Source organism: Neochlamydia sp. S13, from assembly GCF_000648235.2.
Lineage (GTDB): Bacteria > Chlamydiota > Chlamydiia > Chlamydiales > Parachlamydiaceae > Neochlamydia.
The window spans coordinates 1,464,499-1,481,371 of record NZ_AP017977.1 but is presented as its reverse complement, the minus strand read 5'-3'; the positions used below and the strand labels follow the sequence as shown (position 1 = coordinate 1,481,371).

General features: G+C 36.3%; 18 protein-coding genes. 12 read left to right on the top strand and 6 right to left on the bottom strand.

Annotation, left to right across the window (positions count from 1 at the left end):
• The first annotated feature begins 13 nt into the window (after positions 1 to 13).
• Both TY21_RS05765 and TY21_RS05755 read left to right on the top strand, forming a co-directional pair.
• Complete coding sequence (locus TY21_RS05765) at positions 14 to 1,012, top strand: toxin-antitoxin system YwqK family antitoxin (RefSeq protein ID WP_042239190.1); 999 nt, start codon at positions 14 to 16, stop codon at positions 1,010 to 1,012.
• A gap of 815 nt (positions 1,013 to 1,827) precedes the next feature.
• The gene (locus TY21_RS05755) at positions 1,828 to 3,216 is read left to right on the top strand and encodes a transposase (protein WP_130589569.1); all 1,389 of its coding nucleotides are present in this window, start codon (positions 1,828 to 1,830) and stop codon (positions 3,214 to 3,216) included.
• A 3-nt stretch (positions 3,217 to 3,219) separates the two neighbouring features.
• Here TY21_RS05755 and TY21_RS05750 read toward each other — a convergent pair whose 3' ends face one another.
• From TY21_RS05750 to TY21_RS05730, 5 genes are all read right to left on the bottom strand, one after another.
• A complete protein-coding gene (locus TY21_RS05750; RefSeq protein WP_079979842.1) occupies positions 3,220 to 3,852 on the bottom strand; it encodes a nucleotidyl transferase AbiEii/AbiGii toxin family protein in 633 nt (210 codons plus the stop codon).
• Positions 3,849 to 4,445, bottom strand: a complete 597-nt coding sequence (locus TY21_RS05745; protein ID WP_042239533.1) for a type IV toxin-antitoxin system AbiEi family antitoxin domain-containing protein — start codon at positions 4,443 to 4,445, stop codon at positions 3,849 to 3,851. The genes TY21_RS05750 and TY21_RS05745 overlap by 4 nt, the downstream gene beginning before the upstream one ends.
• A 433-nt stretch (positions 4,446 to 4,878) precedes the next feature.
• A complete protein-coding gene (locus TY21_RS05740; RefSeq protein ID WP_130589574.1) occupies positions 4,879 to 5,331 on the bottom strand; it encodes an F-box protein in 453 nt (150 codons plus the stop codon).
• Between the two features lie 244 nt (positions 5,332 to 5,575).
• On the bottom strand, positions 5,576 to 5,896 hold the full coding sequence (locus tag TY21_RS05735; RefSeq protein WP_255501534.1) for an F-box-like domain-containing protein: 321 nt from the start codon (positions 5,894 to 5,896) through the stop codon (positions 5,576 to 5,578).
• Positions 5,897 to 6,214: 318 nt separating this feature from the next.
• On the bottom strand, positions 6,215 to 6,649 hold the full coding sequence (locus TY21_RS05730; protein WP_042241260.1) for an F-box protein: 435 nt from the start codon (positions 6,647 to 6,649) through the stop codon (positions 6,215 to 6,217).
• Positions 6,650 to 7,166: 517 nt separating this feature from the next.
• Between TY21_RS05730 and TY21_RS05725 the strand changes: the two genes are divergently transcribed.
• The 10 genes from TY21_RS05725 to TY21_RS05690 all read left to right on the top strand — a co-directional run bounded on the left by TY21_RS05725 (position 7,167) and on the right by TY21_RS05690 (position 13,807).
• Positions 7,167 to 8,558 (top strand): hypothetical protein, encoded by a 1,392-nt coding sequence (locus TY21_RS05725; protein WP_042241263.1) that lies wholly within the window; start codon positions 7,167 to 7,169, stop codon positions 8,556 to 8,558.
• 153 nt (positions 8,559 to 8,711) lie between these two features.
• Complete coding sequence (locus TY21_RS11020) at positions 8,712 to 8,861, top strand: hypothetical protein (RefSeq protein ID WP_158623031.1); 150 nt, start codon at positions 8,712 to 8,714, stop codon at positions 8,859 to 8,861.
• A gap of 537 nt (positions 8,862 to 9,398) precedes the next feature.
• Positions 9,399 to 9,539, top strand: coding sequence for a hypothetical protein (locus tag TY21_RS11015; protein ID WP_158623030.1), 141 nt, complete (start codon positions 9,399 to 9,401; stop codon positions 9,537 to 9,539).
• A 454-nt stretch (positions 9,540 to 9,993) separates the two neighbouring features.
• Positions 9,994 to 10,179, top strand: coding sequence for a hypothetical protein (locus TY21_RS05720; protein WP_042241265.1), 186 nt, complete (start codon positions 9,994 to 9,996; stop codon positions 10,177 to 10,179).
• 157 nt (positions 10,180 to 10,336) lie between these two features.
• The gene (locus TY21_RS05715) at positions 10,337 to 10,528 is read left to right on the top strand and encodes a hypothetical protein (RefSeq protein WP_042241268.1); all 192 of its coding nucleotides are present in this window, start codon (positions 10,337 to 10,339) and stop codon (positions 10,526 to 10,528) included.
• Between the two features lie 44 nt (positions 10,529 to 10,572).
• Positions 10,573 to 10,770 (top strand): hypothetical protein, encoded by a 198-nt coding sequence (locus TY21_RS05710; RefSeq protein WP_042241270.1) that lies wholly within the window; start codon positions 10,573 to 10,575, stop codon positions 10,768 to 10,770.
• A gap of 1,171 nt (positions 10,771 to 11,941) precedes the next feature.
• Positions 11,942 to 12,136, top strand: a complete 195-nt coding sequence (locus TY21_RS05705) for a hypothetical protein (protein WP_039383729.1) — start codon at positions 11,942 to 11,944, stop codon at positions 12,134 to 12,136.
• Positions 12,137 to 12,617: 481 nt separating this feature from the next.
• Positions 12,618 to 12,833: a hypothetical protein gene (locus TY21_RS05700; protein WP_042241280.1), complete on the top strand. Its 216-nt coding sequence runs from the start codon at positions 12,618 to 12,620 to the stop codon at positions 12,831 to 12,833.
• 183 nt (positions 12,834 to 13,016) lie between these two features.
• Positions 13,017 to 13,304, top strand: a complete 288-nt coding sequence (locus tag TY21_RS05695) for a hypothetical protein (RefSeq protein ID WP_042241283.1) — start codon at positions 13,017 to 13,019, stop codon at positions 13,302 to 13,304.
• Positions 13,305 to 13,612: 308 nt separating this feature from the next.
• The gene (locus tag TY21_RS05690; protein ID WP_042241287.1) at positions 13,613 to 13,807 is read left to right on the top strand and encodes a hypothetical protein; all 195 of its coding nucleotides are present in this window, start codon (positions 13,613 to 13,615) and stop codon (positions 13,805 to 13,807) included.
• Positions 13,808 to 14,154: 347 nt separating this feature from the next.
• Here the strand turns inward: TY21_RS05690 and TY21_RS05685 are convergent, their stop codons facing one another.
• Entirely contained in the window at positions 14,155 to 16,842 is a 2,688-nt protein-coding gene (locus TY21_RS05685; RefSeq protein WP_052354530.1) for a DEAD/DEAH box helicase, read from the bottom strand.
• Between the last annotated feature and the right edge of the window lie 31 nt (positions 16,843 to 16,873).

The following is a 16,873-nucleotide window of genomic DNA, read 5'->3' as shown; positions in this document are numbered from 1 at the left end:
TAGAGGTGAATTTATGCGTAGTAAATATGTTTCTCTCTTAGGCCTTTCATGGGTTGCTATAGCTTTATCGGGATGCCATCAAGTAGAAAAATCTTCTTTTTCACCTGACGTAATTAATGAAACTTATGTGCATCGCTATGGTGTACCAGTGAGCCCTAAAGATTGGAGTGATAGTGGCCATCATGGGCAAATTCTCTCTTCTTTAGCCAATGGGGTAGTCGTTACCAAAACTTATAATTCCGGTGTTCTGGATGGAGATACAACCTATTCTTATCCTCATAGCTCTGCTATCGAAAAAGTAGAAACCTATGCCAATGGCGTTTTGCAAAAAACCTCCATTTTTTATCTTTCCGGTGCTCCTCAAGAAGAAATATTTTATCACACACCGCAAAACCGCACTGTCCTTACCTGGTACGAATCAGGAGGTCCTAAATCTAAGGAAGAGTTTCAAGGTAATCTTCTTTTTCAAGGTTCTTACTATGGGCCCGACAATCAACTTGAATCTCAAGTGGTGAACTATCATGGTAAACGTATACGTCGTGATAATTATGGCCTTCTTGTTTCTGTAGATACCATCGAGAAAGGGCAGCAAACTTTACGTACGACATATCATCAAAACGGCACTCCTAAAGAAGTTATTCCTTATGCGAATGGTAGGATACATGGTCAGCTTAGAACCTATATGCCAGCTGGCGAACCTTGCACAAAGGAAGAGTGGAACAATGGAGTACAGTCTGGCATCACAATAGAGTATGCGAATGGTGAAAAAATTGCCGAGGTCTCTTATGTGGAGGGGCGTAAACATGGCGTGGAGCGTCGTTATCGCGATGGTAAAACTGTGGTTCAAGAAACTAGCTGGGTTAAAGGGCAAAAACATGGTCCTTGCACAAGCTATATTGGCAATACTACTAAGACAGATTGGTATTGGCAGGATAAGCAGGTGACCAAAAGTCATTATGAAATTCTAAATGGACAAGGCTCCAAAAAAGCTATATGGAGAAATGTTCATTAATTTTTTTTAAGCTGACGAGGGCAAGGACTCAATCCTTCTTTTTAGCATCAAGGACAGAGTCCTTTGCCTCTCTCAATAAAACCTTAAAGATTTGATATATCTATCTTACATTTGCTCTACTAGTTGTCGTCTAATTTTTTCTACAGTTACTTCCCAAATTGCCTAGCTAGCATCGATCACTTGCTTATTACTTTTCTTATCTTAGCTTTAGCACTTTCTAACCTCAAAGCTTTGCTTAGATTTTCCTGAGGTACAATAATCTTTTTTACACATAGCTCCAAGGCTCTTTATCTAGATAGAGGAATCGCAATATAGGAGAAATGTACTTCTGGCTATTAAGTAAATGCCCATAAATTAATCTGTAGGAAATAGGCTCAACGTATTACAAAGAAGTTAAATGCCGGATGGATCTTGAAAAGAAAGGCAAACGTTTTAAAATTTTAAACTTTCTAAAAAAAGCAGCCTACGCTTAAGTTTTAAGTTAAGCTAAGCCTAGCTGTGCTATATAATCATTTATTTCCTTTATAGTGCTGTGCATTTCTTTTGGAAGGTTGAGCTCTTGCGCGATGTTCCCAAGGTTTTTTAAATGTGCGGCCCAAAGCTTTTGAAGAGATTTAAGATCTGGTTCATCAAAACTTAGAAGCTCAAGCGTTCTCTTTCGATTTTTAAACGTGTCAGTTATGGCCTCTTTTAGAATGTTGAAATTGATGAGTTTTGAATCGCGTATTACTCGATGATGTACTTTTTTCTTGTTGACTAATTTTTAATAAAATATTGTTATACCTTATCAACTCATTAAAAATAATTTTTCGTCTATGTTTTCCCAACCGCTTCCCTTTATTAAAGAATATTTAAATCAACTTGAAGTGGCTCTCAAGCAAGAAAATCCTCATAATAATTTATCCAAAATTCAATGGTGTTGGCTAGCCTTTTGTTTGATGGGAATATTAGTTACTAATTCAATCTGTTGGGCAAAATTTGAAAGGGCTGGGCTTAAAAGTTATAAAAAGATGGCTTTATCGGCCATGTTTAGACGTGCTAAGATTGCTTGGAATAGGCTGCTAATTTGTAGTGTTCGCGCGGTCCTGCATAAACATGGCATCACAGAAGGGGTTCTTATTATCGATGATAAAGATCACAGTCGATCAAAAAATGCTGAGAAATTGCATCATTTACATAAAATCCGGGATAAAAAAACAAGTGGTTATTTTTGTGGTCAAAATATAATATTTCTTCAGCTAGTGACTAAAAAATTTTGCATTCCCGTCTCCTTTGCCTTTTATTCTCCCGATCCCGTACTCACAAGATGGCAACAGGAAGTGAGGAAGCTAAAAAAGTTGGGAATTTTAAAAAAAGACCGTCCCAAAGAGCCTAAAAGGTCATTAGAATATCCAAAAAAGTATACATTAGCTTTACAATTACTTAAAAATTTTGCTTGTGAATTTCCTGCTTTTAAGGTCACTTGTGTACTGGCTGATGCTCTTTACGGCAACGGCTTGTTTGTAGATGGAGTAGAAGGTATTTGGCCTGGAGTGCAAATCATTACTCAGCTTAGAAAGAATCAAAAAGTCATGCGGGGTAAAAAATCTCTCTCGTGCCAAGAATTCTTTGAAGCCTACAAAGGCTGGAATCAGGAAATTTTCATTCGCGGTGATAAAAAAAATGTGGTGCAAGCCGGGGGAGCAAGATTGTATGTTCCTTCTCACCACAAAAAACGATTTGTAATAGCCCTTAAATATGAGGGCGAAAATGAGTATCGCTATCTTATGGCTGCAAATCTTTCATGGAATATGAAAGATGTGATGCAAGGATATACTTTAAGATGGTTAGTAGAGGTTTTTATTGAGGATTGGAGTAGTCATTGTGGGTTTTGCAGTTTGGCCAAACAGTGCGGCGTTGAGGGATCAGAGCGACCTTTGATTCTAAGCCTGCTGTTTGACCACTGCTTTCTTTTTCATTTGTCTCAAACAAATTTCATTAAGAACAAACTCCCTTTAGCAACCTTGGGGAGCCTAGTAGAAAAGTCTAGAGTGGATGCTTTATGTCAAGTTATAAGAGAAATTGTTGAGCATGAAAATTCAAAAGAACTCTTCCGTGATTTCGAAAAGACGCTAGATGAAATCTTTGTTTTAAGGCCTTCTCGTAAACATTTAAATGCAGTACAAGAAAATGTAACTTTTGAGTCATCAAGAAAAGTTGCCTAACTGTCAAGAATAAAAAAGTATATCATCGAGTATTAGCAAGAGCAGGTCATGATAATCCTTCATGCGGCTATTAGCCGTTCCTTTGGAAATCACTGTCTCGAGCTTTTCAGCAAAAATTGTTTCCGGAGGATAAACCATTAAGGATACTTCTTCTTCAAATAAAGGATGACCTTTATACTGAAAAAGATAAATATCTTGGCTAAAGGGCTTTACTATATCTCCTACGCCGACATCGATATGAATTTTATCTTTCATACGACCAAATGTCGCCTTTAAATGCACGCGATAGCCCGAATAATCCATATGCGGCTGCTCTAAAATATCTATACCAGCATACTTGAAAGAAAATCCATCTTTTAACTCTATGGCAGCAATTTGCTCAATGGCTTGTTTTGTTTCTTCTTGGCCGGCCTTCATGTTGGTAAGTAAAAAATCAAGATCGGTGGTTTCCCTGCCTATATGCAAGAAATAGGCAAGAAGAGATCCTCCTTTAAAAATGAAATTTGGGGCATGTGTTGAATGTGATAGCCGCACTAAAAAGCGCTCAAGAAGAAGTTTCTTCCAGCATTCATTAAAATGTATGCCTTTTTCTATGGAGATAACCTGGAGGCGGTTCTTTAATGCTTGCTCGTTCATGTGGTAGCTGTAATCAAATAAGGATCAATATTAAATCTAAGCTTTTTTGCATAGGTCTGAAGTTTCTTTAAATCTATTTTATTTCCTTTTTTTAAGAGTGCCATTTTGAGTGCTTTAATAGCAGTTTCTCGGCTTAAAAGTCTAAAAGCATCTATAATGGTGCGTTCGCGCTCAAATATAGGAAGTCGAATACCTCCTAGCTCTACTTCTGTTTTTCCAAGTTCCATATTCCTAAATCTTACAATTTTTATAGAGCCTTCCCTGGTCATCGATGTGCTATGGGAGATGGCAATCCAGTGTTTTCGCGGGATTTCCTCTGTCATCTCATAGATAGCTAAAGCAGAGACTAGGCAAATTACTCCTCCTGGTACAGAATTTACAGCTTCGATAAGATCCTCCCATTGAAAAATTTCTGGTGAGCCTTGATAGTCGCTGCTTTGATAAATCCCACGGCTTAGGCGTTTAATCTGTTTCTTTTTTATATAGTAGGCAAGACGAGCAGGGGATACTCCTAGCTGTTTGATTTGAGCTACGGTGAAGAAGGGGCTAGTAAGAAGTGAATGTAGGCTGTGAAGGGTAGTCAACTTTTTCATAGTTAATCTCTTTATGGCTAATTTAACAGAAAAACCCAATAACCTCAATTGGGTTTTTTCTGTTAAATAATCTAAGAGAAAACCTGCAGTAAAGATCAAAGTGTCAGTAAGAAAAATGCTAATAATTACCACATATTTTTTGTGCTTATTACCTAGCAAATATTTTATCCATTTTCTCTTGCTTGCTTTTCTTGTTAAAAATTAACTCCTCTCGCATCACTTCCATCGATAATTACGAGAGAGAGGCGAAGACTTCTTCTGGTCATTAAATTAATTCACTCAACTTAGAAACACACCTTAAGCACAGATGAGTTGAATAAATTGTTTTAAGGATATATTTTTTCTTTGAAAAGAGGAGAAAAAAATGAAACTTGATCTTCTTGATATTTATACAGATTATCTTATCAGCATTATTCTCTTTGCCGGCCTCCCCTTACAACCTTAAGCTCTTTTGATGATTAAAGCTTTGACTTTGATTCATCAATAACAGCAGCTCGGAAAAATCCCTGCCCTTATAATCTGGATGGGCGCGCACAGAGGCAGTCTCTAACTTAACTTCCCGTCTTATTGATTTCCTGTGGTTATAAAAAAGATAACTATTCCTAAAAGATCGAGGTTTTTTTGGACAAAAGCTAATATGTAAGGGCTTGTCTTTGAAATGCTGTTGATGATGTCTTTTCCATAATGTCTCTTCATCTCCTATTCTTTTCCAGTGTTTACATACTTGCTGAGCATTCACAAGCTCTTTGGGGGAGAGAAAAGAAAAAATATGCACAATCAATTCTTCTGGTATCGTTTTTATTGAGGGAGGGGACTCAGTAATAAGACGCCAAGGGTGCAGATCTATACAATTAAAAGGATTAAAGTTAAAAAAAAAGCATCCCATTATAATGAATCCTTGATTAATAGAGTTAAAAACATTCTCAACGCAAATAGTCTTTTTAAGTTACACACCTTACGCACAGATGAGTTGAATAAATTATTCTAAAGATATATTTTTCCTTTGAGAAGAGGAGAAAAAAATGAAACTTGATCTTCTTGATATTCATACAGATTATCTTATCAGCATTATTCTCTTTGCCGGCCTCCCCTTACAACCTTAAGCTCTTTTGATGATTAAAGCTTTGACTTTAATTCATCAATACCAGCATCTCGGAAAAATCTCTTCCCTTATAATCGGGATGGGCGCGCAAAGCGGCATCCTCTAGCTTAACTTCCCGTCTTATTGATTCGCTCCGGCTATAAACAAGATAACTATTCCTAAAAGACCGAACTACTCTTGGATAAAAGCTAATATGTAAGGGTTCGTCTTTGAAATGCTGTTGATGATGTCTTTTCCACAATGTCTCTTCATCTCCTATTTTTTTCCAGTGTTTACATACTTGCTGAGCATTTACAAGCTCTTTGGGGGAGAGAAAAGAAAAAATATGCACCATCAATTCTTCTGGTATCGTTTTTATTGAGGGAGGGGCCTCAGTAATAAGACGCCAAGGGCGCAGATCTATACAATTAAAAGGATTAAAGTTAAAAAAAAAAGCATTCCATTATAATGAATCCTTGATTAATAGAGTTAAAAAACATTCTCAACGCAGATAGTCTTTTTAAGTTACTCACCTTACGCCTAGAGGAGTTGAAAAAATTATTCCAAGGATATATTTTTCCTTTGAGAAGAGGAGGAAAAAATGAAACTTGATCTTCTTGATATTTATACAGATTATCTTATCAGCATTATTCTCTTTGCCGGCCTCCCCTTACAACCTTAAGCTTTTTTAATGATTAAAGCTTTGACTTTGATTCATCAATACCAGCAGCTCGGAAAAATTTCTTTCATTATATTCAGGATGAGCGCGCAAAGCGGCAGCCTCTAGCTTAATTTTCCGGTCTATTGATTCGCTCCAGCTATAAACAAGATAACTATTTCTAAAAGACCGAAGTATTTTTGGGTAAAAGCTAATATGTAAGGGTTTGTCTTTGAAATGCTGTTGATGATGTCTTTTCCACAATGTCTCTTCATCTCCTATTCTTTTCCAGCGTTTACATACTTGCTGAGCATTCACAAGCTCTTTGGGGGAGAGAAAAGAAAAAATATGCACAATCAATTCTTCTGGTATCGTTTTTATTGAGGGAGGGGACTCAGTAATAAGACGCCAAGGGCGCAGATCTATACAATTAAAAGGATTAAAGTTAAAAAAAAAGCATCCCATTATAATGAATCCTTAATTAATAGAGTTAAAAACATTCTCCACGTAAATAGTCTTTTTAAGTTACAAACTTTAGCAAACCACAACATTATCTATCTACTATAATTATTCATGTCAACATGGTAAGTAGTTACAGAATAGATAGGGCTTTAGAGGGAATTTTATAGAGCATCTGCACCGCCAAAAATACTCCTAAATAGCTATTTTTTTCTATTTGCAGAGCTTTTTGATTTGCATTTACTTCTTAACATCAACGGCTTAATTAGCCCGCACGGGTAGCCGCTTACGAAATCTTCTCATCTTTTTCGTTAGAACTTTCTCCATTTAGGCATAGCAGCGTGCCAATGAATTTAATATAAGGTTATATAAAACAACCAATCTAAACTTATAAAAATTATATAAGTAATAATTAAAGTTAATTATTTACGTTAATATTTAATTATTAATATGAATATTTGGTATAATAAGTAATTATAAACCATTAGAAAATTATGTTTAATAATCAAAAGGAAGAAAGCTTATGCAGTTCGATCCTTATTCAGATTCTCAAGGATCTACAGAATCGCTATTAAAACATTTTTCTGAAGTCGGAAGTAATATGGGTAAAGGAAACCTGGCGCAGAAAGTTAATCAAGCGCAAGTGATCTTAATTGGCGAAACTCATAATCAAGCTACTGAAAAGATTCATCAGCTTGTGACCATCCTTCTCTTTACACATATAACAGATAAAGCAACCATCCTAGTAGAAGGACAAGCTTTTAATCGAAGCGCAAAAGTATTAAGCTCCCATTTAGAAATACATGTGGGTAAGGTTAACATTTCATCCTGGGATTCTCCAGAAACATGGAAATTTTTAAATAGATTCGTGGGGGAAGTAACAGACTACGGTAATAAAAAAATGGCTGAAGCAATTAAAAAATATTTAGACAATCCTGATGATTTAGGCGCTATGTGCAACGGTATGTACCGCACCATGCAGCATTTAACCCAGGTAACCGATAAATTAGCTAATTACATAGAAGAATGGCCTTCAACAAGACTAGACAAAGAAGAATTTAAAACTATATTGAAAGAGAGTGCTAGTAATTTAAAAACTATTCTTCAACCTTTAGAGATTTTACAAGAAAAAGATGAACAAACCACGATTACTGCACCAGAAATTGCTATCCTTCCCCTTAAATTGCTCAATCAAACTCTTATATTTATGCAAGCACTGGGGCACACAGTAAATGACTTGCTTGCAATGAGCCATCCATCACGAAATCAGGCTATGGTAGAAAATATTAGCGTCGCATTAAAATCTTATGAAAAAGTCATAGTCATCGCAGGTAGAGCGCACTTAAGCTCTTCCTCCTCCCCAGGCTCGTTAGGAGAAAATATGCACATTGCACAAGGGATTCAAATTTTGGGTAATAAACTGCTTTCCGAAGCTTCTAAGGACAAAGATTTTAATTACCTAATCCTTGAAACTCGCGAAGCAGCAGACGATCTTCCAGAAATTCAGGCTCTCCCTGAAGAAATGAAGGAGCCATTAGGAAGCATAATAAAGGGCAAAGAAAAAAAAACAGAAAAAGCCCACACGGCCTTAGATGCTCAACAAAAAAATCAAGAGAGAAGTGGAAAACAAATAAGGAGAGGAGTTAAAAATGAGCTAGGCTTCCAAGCAATTAAGAGTAATATTTACCAAATTGATAAAATAACAGACCATTCTGAGCTTAGAGAAAAATTTAATGGGATTTACGCATTAATTTTAGAAAATGCTTCCAGTAATTCTCAACAAGCCACTACACAACTTAATAACTTAATAATTAAAACTTTAAATGCATTAATTGGACTAACTTATAAAGAATTGCACGCAAGCCAGCAACACTCCCTACAACGCATAGCAAAAAGCTTTATAAATTTTTTTTAATTAGTAACCTGGATAATATAAAAAAAGCTAGTCATGCATGTGACTTGTACGTTCTATAGCTTGTCAAATCCGAATTACCTACTCGTCTTACCCGCAGAGGAATTGAAAAAATTATTCTAAGGATATTTTTTATTTGAAAAGAAGATAAAAAAAATGAAACTAGATCTTGTTGATATTTATACAGATTATCTTATCAGCCAAAATCAACAAGCCATAGCCACAGCGCTATCCAAGTTTTTAGATGGTCAGATTAGCCATGATAAAATCACCCGTTTCCTTAATAATAATCGGGGGGGGGCTTAAAAGAACTATGGCAGTATGTTAAAAAGCAAGTGCGCCATCTAGAACAAGGTAAAGGAGGTGTGTTGATTATTGACGATACAGTAGAAGAAAACCCCTATACGGATGAAAACGAAATCGTCTGCTGGCATTTTTCTCACACCCCAGGAAGATCACGTAAAAGGCATTAATCCATTTTCTAGCTTTAGTAGTTATGGAGATTATACCTTTCCCATCGGCTTTGAAGGGATTAAGAAAAATATGTACTTTTACAACGTGAAAACAAAGAAAGAATAAAGGCAATCATCCATTACTAAAAGCCAACATTTTAGAGCGCTTATCCAACAAGCAGTTACCAATCAAGTAAAGCTTGAGTACGTGCTAGCGGATAATTGGTTTGGCGCTAAAGATAATATGGAGTTTATCTATTAGGAACTTAAAAATGTTTTTATTTGGTATAAAGTTTAATCGATTAATTGCTTTTTCTGAAGAACAAAGGAAAAAAGGCCAGTATTACAAATACGTTTAATTTCAAAGATGGAGATAAAAGGATAGTTTGGCATGAAAGAGCTATCTTTTCCCGTAGCTTTAATCACAAAGATTTTCAAAAACGCAGACGGCTCTACTGGCATTCTTCACCTTGTGACTAATGATCTAAATCATGAGGCTGACCGCATCTATGGAATTTATCACAAATGGTGACGTATAGAAGATTATTACAAATCGATAAAGCAGAATGCTAGCCTTGAGAAGTCATCCACCAAAATTGCTCGCTCTCAAAGAAATCATATTTTTGTCTCTCTTATTGCTTACTGCAAGCTTGAATTTCTAAAATTAAAACCCTTCTCCATCACTGTGCTTTAAGATATAAACTAATCTTTAAAGCCAATCAGATGGCCTATCAAGACCTACAAAATTTACAAAGGACTTCTATGTCTGCGTAAGGTGAGTTAGAGAGCGCAAAATCATAAAGCTTTTCTTCTAAAGACTTTGCTTTCTCTATCAAAGGCATAGAAAAGCTTTTTCTAAAACTACGAGCATTTGCCTTATTAGAGGCGGATCATGCACCCACATTAAATATTTTTTAAATAGTACCTGTTTTTGGCATCTATTTTGCTTATCATCTTACAACACTCAACAAGGAAAGGGGGGTACTATGAAAAAGAATGAAACAAAAGATCAATTGGCTAAAAAAATTGCTTATTTGGAATTCGTAGAAGATCAATTAAGTACAGAGTTGGCTTATATCGATAAACTTCTTAAATCTGTTGGGTTTCCTCGAGGATTATCATCAGTTAAAGAAGTTGCCAGGGATATCTTGCAAGATCATTCTCAGGAATGATAAAGAATTTTTTAAATTCTTAGGAAAAAAACTGAGAAATGTGCTAAGAAAATGCTATGAAGCGTTTACCTGATTTTGATCGATTCTTTAAATAAATTTAACATACAAATGTTTTAGTAGAGGATGTCTTTTTTTTGTCATACCTTAAAGGATTAAAATGAAAAACGCTGAGTTACACAAAAAGCTAGCCCATCTGGAATCGATGAATGATGTTTTAATAACTGAAATTGAAAACATTCATGAGCTTATGAAAATGATTGGGTTTGCGAATGGTATTAATACCCTTAAGACAACAGCAGAGGGTATGATTTATAGTGGATATGGGAATGTTTCCACCTATTACAATTAACTATTCATAAAAATATATAAGGTATGAAAGCAAGAAGGAAAAAAATGAACAAAAAACAATTAGAGCAAAAAATTGCTTTTCTTGAGTCTATTAACGATCAGCTAAATACGGAAGTTACTTATATTGATCAATTAATGAAGCTTATTGGTTTTGCAGGAGGAGTAGATACAGTTAAAGCTACCGCTACTGAAATTATAAAAAAAGGCTATACTATTACTAATTTGCCTGAAGATAAAGCTTAGCCAAGAGGGAATTTTTCTAAAAATGTCTTTCTTTGTAATAGATAGTCCCTAACTGTAACAGAAATAAAGAAAATATTCTTTAAAAGCCCTAAAGCTTAAAGTTATGCCGTGCAGGGATAGGGTTAAAGTTACGATAAGGGGTAAGACCCATAAAAAGAATCAAAATGTCAAATTTAGCAACTCATCAAAAAGTTATCAAAAAATAAGCTTAAATGTTCTTAAAGCGAGCTGAAACATTAGAAGATGTATTTCGGAGCTCTGTTAGGAGAAAGGAAGATTTCAAAGAGCTTTAATATCCAAAGAGTTGTATGAAATAGGTGGAGAAGCAGCTTTTCAAGATATGGCCCTAAAAGCCTGGGTATAAGGAACAGATTGGACGAGCCTATCAAAAAAATTGGTGTAGATCTTGCCTTTCAGAAGCCTGCATATAGACAATTAAGAGTATGTAATGAGCATGAAGAAACAAGAAGTTTTCATTTTGCTGGGACAGATATATTTTGCTTGGCTCCTGAGGCAATCTTTAAAATTTTTTCAAAAAAAGCCTTAAAAACGTGAGAAGCGTAAGATGGCTTTAAGAAGGAATGATATTAATAAAAAGACCAGCTACAAGCTCTCACAAAGCTAGGGGAGAAAAAGAAGCGCATGGCGAAATTGAAACTGAACATCTAGGCATTTAATATCTTATAGTTACTTACTTAAGTAGGAACTATTAAAAGCGTGGAAGGCGTTTATCAATAGTGACCAATCGATACTTATCTTAAGGTAGTTTCTATCAAACCCTACAATAAAAAAATGCGTAAGTAGCAATGAATATGCTTAAATGATCAGTCATCGCTTGGCTTGAAGGGCAGGATATTAACGTTCTAAGATGACTGATCGTGGCGCAGAGTACTAAAGAGTAAGAAAGCATCATGGGTATAAACTTTATCTGGCCATCTAAGATAGTAGTTATTTTCGCCTTAAGGTCAGACACCCTCAAACCAAGGAAAACGGAATTTAAATAAGCATACTTGCGAGAATCTAGGCGTCTAGCGATATCCTTTAGTAAGCAATGCCGCTTTTATAAGTTGTTCTCCATGAGAGAGATATAAGAAAATTTTTTCCTTTTAGATAGATGGCACGCCTATTGCATTAAAGCTAGTATATCACATCTTTAATGAGGGAGGTAGTTATGACTAAAGCAGAATTAATTAAAAAGATTGCCGTATTAGAATCCGTAAATGATCAAATGTATTCTGAACTTTGTGAAGTAGATCGTTTGATGCGTCTTGTAGGTTTTGAAGGGGGACTGGAAACTGTTAAGCTAACTGCCCAAGAACTCTATCAAAGCGAACATATTGGTGAAGAAGGAGAAGAAATTTCTTAAACTACACTTAATTAGAGATGTTTTATCCAATATAAGAGGTAAAAGATGAAAGTTCAAGATAGTTTATATGTCTGGATTGAGGGGAATGAAGATAAAAAAGAGAGGAGCGCCCTTAAGTCATTACAAAAACGCCACATAAAAAGAATGGACTCTTCTCTTCACAGTAATCTTTTTACCTGCCTGCTCCTTAAAGTGCCTAACATTTCAACGAAGAGGGAGAGGATGGCTACTTCAGCTTTTAAAAAAAGAGAAATAAAAACAATGGCTGGTGCTTTTTCATGTCATATAAATTAAAGAGAAGGGCTTTGCTCAAGTTGAAAAAGAGAAAAGAGCCTTACAAAGCACATGCCTCTAAGTTAGTTTGTAACTTGAGTATAGGGACTATGCTTGCGGCTATATTGCCTAGCTTATACGGCCGGATAAGGCAGCGCTTAAGGCAAAGATAAGTTTTTAATTTTCCCAAAAGCTTGTGTGGATAGATATGACAAGTTGGTTTCAGGCCGTCACTAACAAACATTTGCTAGCACTAGGCGTAGGAAATGTGATTGCTTATGGATGGAGAGCTTATCAAAATGGCGTTACTCTAAAAATGCTAGTCGGCCCGAAGATTCATTGCTTAGTGAGTGATCGAGGCTCAACTATTCCTCAAATTAAGGTAAAGATCAAACAGTATTGCTTAAGCTCATTTGCTCCGTAATAGACAAGGGCAAGCAAAACAGCCTCATACATCTTTGAAGGATGCACAGCGTCTAGGAACCCTAAGATAAACACCCTCTAGAAAAAGGCCAAATCAGCCAGTGTGCTTAGACGGGGGGGGCTTAAGTGGTATTGTCTACAAGAAGGATTACAAGCGCTACAGTGATGGAGTAGCACTAATAAATTGCGGAAGTTTTGCCGCAAACTTTTAAAGCAGATCAAACATTTTCGTGCTTACTTGAAAGATCTTGCTCTTCCTATGATCCCTAATGCCGTCGAAGAATCTTTAAGAAATCCAGCCATGGTATGTAAGGTGTGTCTAGATAGCCAGTCTACCTACGGCAAAAGATGGAAGAAAGTTCTACTTTGTTCTATCGCAACTCTTTATCGACAAGGAAAATTTATGCTAGATTTTCTGGTAAACGTTATCTCTGCAGTTCGTACCAAGCAACCTATACCTTCTATTATCTAAAAAACTTTTATATCCCGTGAACACTTACAAAAATACTTCTCACTACTGGTTTGGTAAATTTAGCTATAAATATTAGTCCTTAAAGACTAGGGAAGTAAAGCAATCTTATGAAAATACACCACGTAAAAAAGGGAGGAATTCACTTATAAGACCCGTGCTTTTTAAAAATAAAGAACTTTAAACTATCTCATTGTCCTCATAATACTTTAAGAATGAAAGAGATAGATAGAATTTTTTCTCTTTTTAGACGGATGGCAGGCCTTTTGCATTAAGGAAAGTATATCACATTTTTAATGAGGGAGGTAGTTATGACTAAAGCAGAATTAATTAAGAAGATTGCCGTGTTAGAATCCGTAAATGATCAAATGTATTCAGAACTTTATGAAGTAGATCGTCTGATGCGGCTAGTAGGTTTTGAAGGAGGATTGGAGACTGTTAAGCTAACCGCTCAAGAGATCTATCAAAGCGGGCATATGGGTGAAGAAGGGGAAGAAAATTTATAAATGGGCGCAACGGAATTAAAAGCATTCATTTACTTGGGAAGACAAATAAGGGCTTAAAATTACTTACCTTCACAGGTCACTCCACATGAAAATAAAAAGGAGATGAGTCTCCTTAAGCCCTTAATTGAGCCCCAAATTAAAGGTATGCACAACTTCTCTATTAGGGAATCTTTTTGCCTGCTTAGCTCCTTGAAGAGCCTATTAATTCATCGAAAGGAGAGAGGGTGGCCACTTTAGCTTTTAAAAAAGAGAAATAAAAACAATGGCCGGTGCTTTTTTTATTCTATGGAGTAAAGAGAGAGGCTTTGCTAGAGCCAGAACAGGGAAAGCGTTACAAAGCCCCTTACTTAATTTAATAGATAAGTTAAATCTTGTAAGGTTAATTGAGCAAAGGATCCTTCTTCTTCAAAGAGAGTGTCTATCATTGACTTTTTTTGCTCTTTTAAGCGCATGATTTTTTCCTCGATAGTTTCTATAGTCACATACCGCTTAGCAAATACAGGCGTGTCTCTTCCGATGCGATGAGCACGGTTAATGGCCTGCTTTTCAGCAGCTTCGTTCCACCAAGGATCAAAAATCATGACATGATCGGCTTTGGTTAGATTTAAACCCGTTCCTCCCGCTTTTAAACTAATAAGAAATAAAGGAATATCGGCATTCTCTTGAAACTGGTTAACAACCTTTTCACGATCTTTAGTAAGGCCATCTAAATAAACAAAGCTCCACTGCCTTGCTTTAAATTCACGAGCTATAAGATGAAGCATGGAAGTAAATTGGCTGTAAATCAATACTTTATCTTTTTCTGCAATCGCGTTGCTCACATCCTGCAAAAAAGCCTCCATTTTTCCGCTCGTGCATTCTAGCTGTTCATCTTCAGTTAATTGAGAAGAAATTAAAAGAGGATGACAGCAGATTTGCCTTAATCTTAAAATGGCTTCAAATACCTCCAGGCGATGCTTAGACACTCCCTCCATATTTATTTTGGTAAACAAATGGCTTTTAATTCCTGCTAAATAGCTATCATAAATTTTTCTTTGAGAGGGAGTCATCTCTACCCATACGGTTTGTTCAATACAGGCGGGAAGATCTTTGGCTACTTCTGCTTTCTTTCTGCGTAATACAAAGGGATGAATTTTTTTCTTGATCTTTTGTAAATAGCGATTATCTGATTGGCTTGCTTTTAAACCAGCACAAAAGTCTTTCTCCTCGCCTAAAAGTTCGGGCATAAGGAAATGAAAGTGGGACCATATTTCTCCTAAATGATTTTCGATGGGCGTGCCGGTTAAGAGTAGGCGAAAGTCTCCTTGTAACTGATAAGCCGCCTTTGCAACTTGGGTAAGGGAGTTTTTAATCGCTTGAGCTTCATCTAAGATAAGGGCAGCAAATTCAATAGGAGCTAATAACGCTAGGTCAAGGCGCATCGTAGCATAGGATGTTAGAATAATAGTATCACTAGCTAAATCGCCTTCTGTCAGCGCTCTTAATGGACCATGATGTAAGATAATCTTTTTATGGGGGAGAAAACGCTCTATTTCTCTTTGCCAATTAAATATCAAGGAGGTAGGCATGATAATTAATACAGGCTTAAAATGCTCTAACTGAGACAAAAAAGCTAAAACCTGCACGGTTTTGCCTAGGCCCATATCATCGGATAAAATTCCATGAAAGCCATAATGCTTTAAAAAGTTTAACCAGTTAAGGCCTTGTTGTTGATAAGGGCGTAAGGAACCTTGAAATAAAGGGCTAGGATTTATAGAAGGAAGTTCAGCTAAGGTTTGCAGTTCAGTTTTTAATTTGCTTATTGCTGCATCTAAAGAAAGATGAGAGGAAGCATGAAAGAGGTCTTCTAAAACTCTTAATTGATGTTTCTTTAGCCTTATACCCTCCGTAATAATTTCTCCTTCTCTAAAAAGAGTAGGAACTCCTTCAAGTTCCCATTTTTTAGGAAGTAAGCCTATCGCTTCTTCGCCAATTTGCACAAAACGCTCACTTTTATTAAAAGCTCCTGCTACTTCTTGAAGAGGAGCTTGGTAAGTATCAAAATGAAACGTTCCACGCGTGATGATCTCTTTTCCCTCCATAGAAATATCTAAATGGCTTTGAGTCAAAAGACAAACTTTTTTTCTTTGGTAATCTTTAATAGACCATCCAATCTCTAACAAAAATGTTAATGACTTAGCTACTTGATCAAGAGGACAATAATAGTGAGAGTGGCCGACTAATTTTTGGATAAACCCTGTCTCTAGAAGATCTTTCTCCCAATTCTTTTCAGCCCCTATATCACGCTTGTGAGCGTTTATGTTTTTATCATGAAAGGGCCATTGTTTATCGTCACCATAATCCATCCACAGGTCTGCAAAAGCCCCAGAGCGATCTTTAAGGGTAAGCAAAGGAAGCGGCTGCTGAGCCTGCTGCTCGTGCTCCTGTTTATTATCTGTATAAACAATCCGTGCAAGGGACTCTACATCTGCATCTACTGCTCTTCTGCTTTCAAGTAAGCAGCTTAAAGAAAACTCAAGAGGTTCTTGATAAATCTGCTTAAGTTCTTTCCAGGTAACCTCCGTATGGATAAGCTTAAGAATATTTCCTTTAATGAACCAATGGTTGGACCCTCGGCAAATAAAATCGCAAGCTGATAGATTAAACTCTTGGTCTAGATACTTTAGCATGCCATGAGCTCTCTGATCATGAATGCGATAATAAAATTCTACAGGCGTAAAGAAATCGCAGATAAGTTTCTTTCCTTTATAAAAAAACTTTCCTGAAGCTGCCAATAGCTTGAGAGCCTGAATGGATTGACTATAGGGAATTTTAAGATACCCATTCTCAAGCTTGGCATCCCTTAAGCTAAGAATGCGTTGAGGATCTTTATCTTTAGAAGTTGCCCATTGGCTCCAGCGTGTGGTCGTTGCAGGGGAGTTAAAAGAGCGAAGAGTTATATTAAAGCCTTCATGTTGTATTTCTAAAAGCGCTACGGCCAATAGCCCTTCTTTCTCCGAGGCTGATTGATCAATGCTATAAGCTATTTCTGGCATAAATATTTTACTAATTGTTTATATCCTAAAA

Excerpts from the sequence above, each read along its gene's own strand:
- TY21_RS05765 (WP_042239190.1), top strand. The coding sequence starts at position 14 with ATGCGTAGTAAATATGTTTCTCTCTTAGGCCTTTCATGGGTTGCTATA.
- TY21_RS05745 (WP_042239533.1), bottom strand. The coding sequence starts at position 4,445 with ATGAAAAAGTTGACTACCCTTCACAGCCTACATTCACTTCTTACTAGC.
- TY21_RS05725 (WP_042241263.1), top strand. The coding sequence starts at position 7,167 with ATGCAGTTCGATCCTTATTCAGATTCTCAAGGATCTACAGAATCGCTA.
- TY21_RS05720 (WP_042241265.1), top strand. The coding sequence starts at position 9,994 with ATGAAAAAGAATGAAACAAAAGATCAATTGGCTAAAAAAATTGCTTAT.
- TY21_RS05705 (WP_039383729.1), top strand. The coding sequence starts at position 11,942 with ATGACTAAAGCAGAATTAATTAAAAAGATTGCCGTATTAGAATCCGTA.
- TY21_RS05710 (WP_042241270.1), top strand. The coding sequence starts at position 10,573 with ATGAACAAAAAACAATTAGAGCAAAAAATTGCTTTTCTTGAGTCTATT.
- TY21_RS05730 (WP_042241260.1), bottom strand. The coding sequence starts at position 6,649 with ATGGGATGCTTTTTTTTTAACTTTAATCCTTTTAATTGTATAGATCTG.
- TY21_RS11020 (WP_158623031.1), top strand. The coding sequence starts at position 8,712 with ATGAAACTAGATCTTGTTGATATTTATACAGATTATCTTATCAGCCAA.
- TY21_RS05690 (WP_042241287.1), top strand. The coding sequence starts at position 13,613 with ATGACTAAAGCAGAATTAATTAAGAAGATTGCCGTGTTAGAATCCGTA.
- TY21_RS05750 (WP_079979842.1), bottom strand. The coding sequence starts at position 3,852 with ATGAACGAGCAAGCATTAAAGAACCGCCTCCAGGTTATCTCCATAGAA.
- TY21_RS05755 (WP_130589569.1), top strand. The coding sequence starts at position 1,828 with ATGTTTTCCCAACCGCTTCCCTTTATTAAAGAATATTTAAATCAACTT.
- TY21_RS05715 (WP_042241268.1), top strand. The coding sequence starts at position 10,337 with ATGAAAAACGCTGAGTTACACAAAAAGCTAGCCCATCTGGAATCGATG.
- TY21_RS11015 (WP_158623030.1), top strand. The coding sequence starts at position 9,399 with ATGAAAGAGCTATCTTTTCCCGTAGCTTTAATCACAAAGATTTTCAAA.
- TY21_RS05685 (WP_052354530.1), bottom strand. The coding sequence starts at position 16,842 with ATGCCAGAAATAGCTTATAGCATTGATCAATCAGCCTCGGAGAAAGAA.
- TY21_RS05740 (WP_130589574.1), bottom strand. The coding sequence starts at position 5,331 with ATGGGATGCTTTTTTTTTAACTTTAATCCTTTTAATTGTATAGATCTG.
- TY21_RS05700 (WP_042241280.1), top strand. The coding sequence starts at position 12,618 with ATGACAAGTTGGTTTCAGGCCGTCACTAACAAACATTTGCTAGCACTA.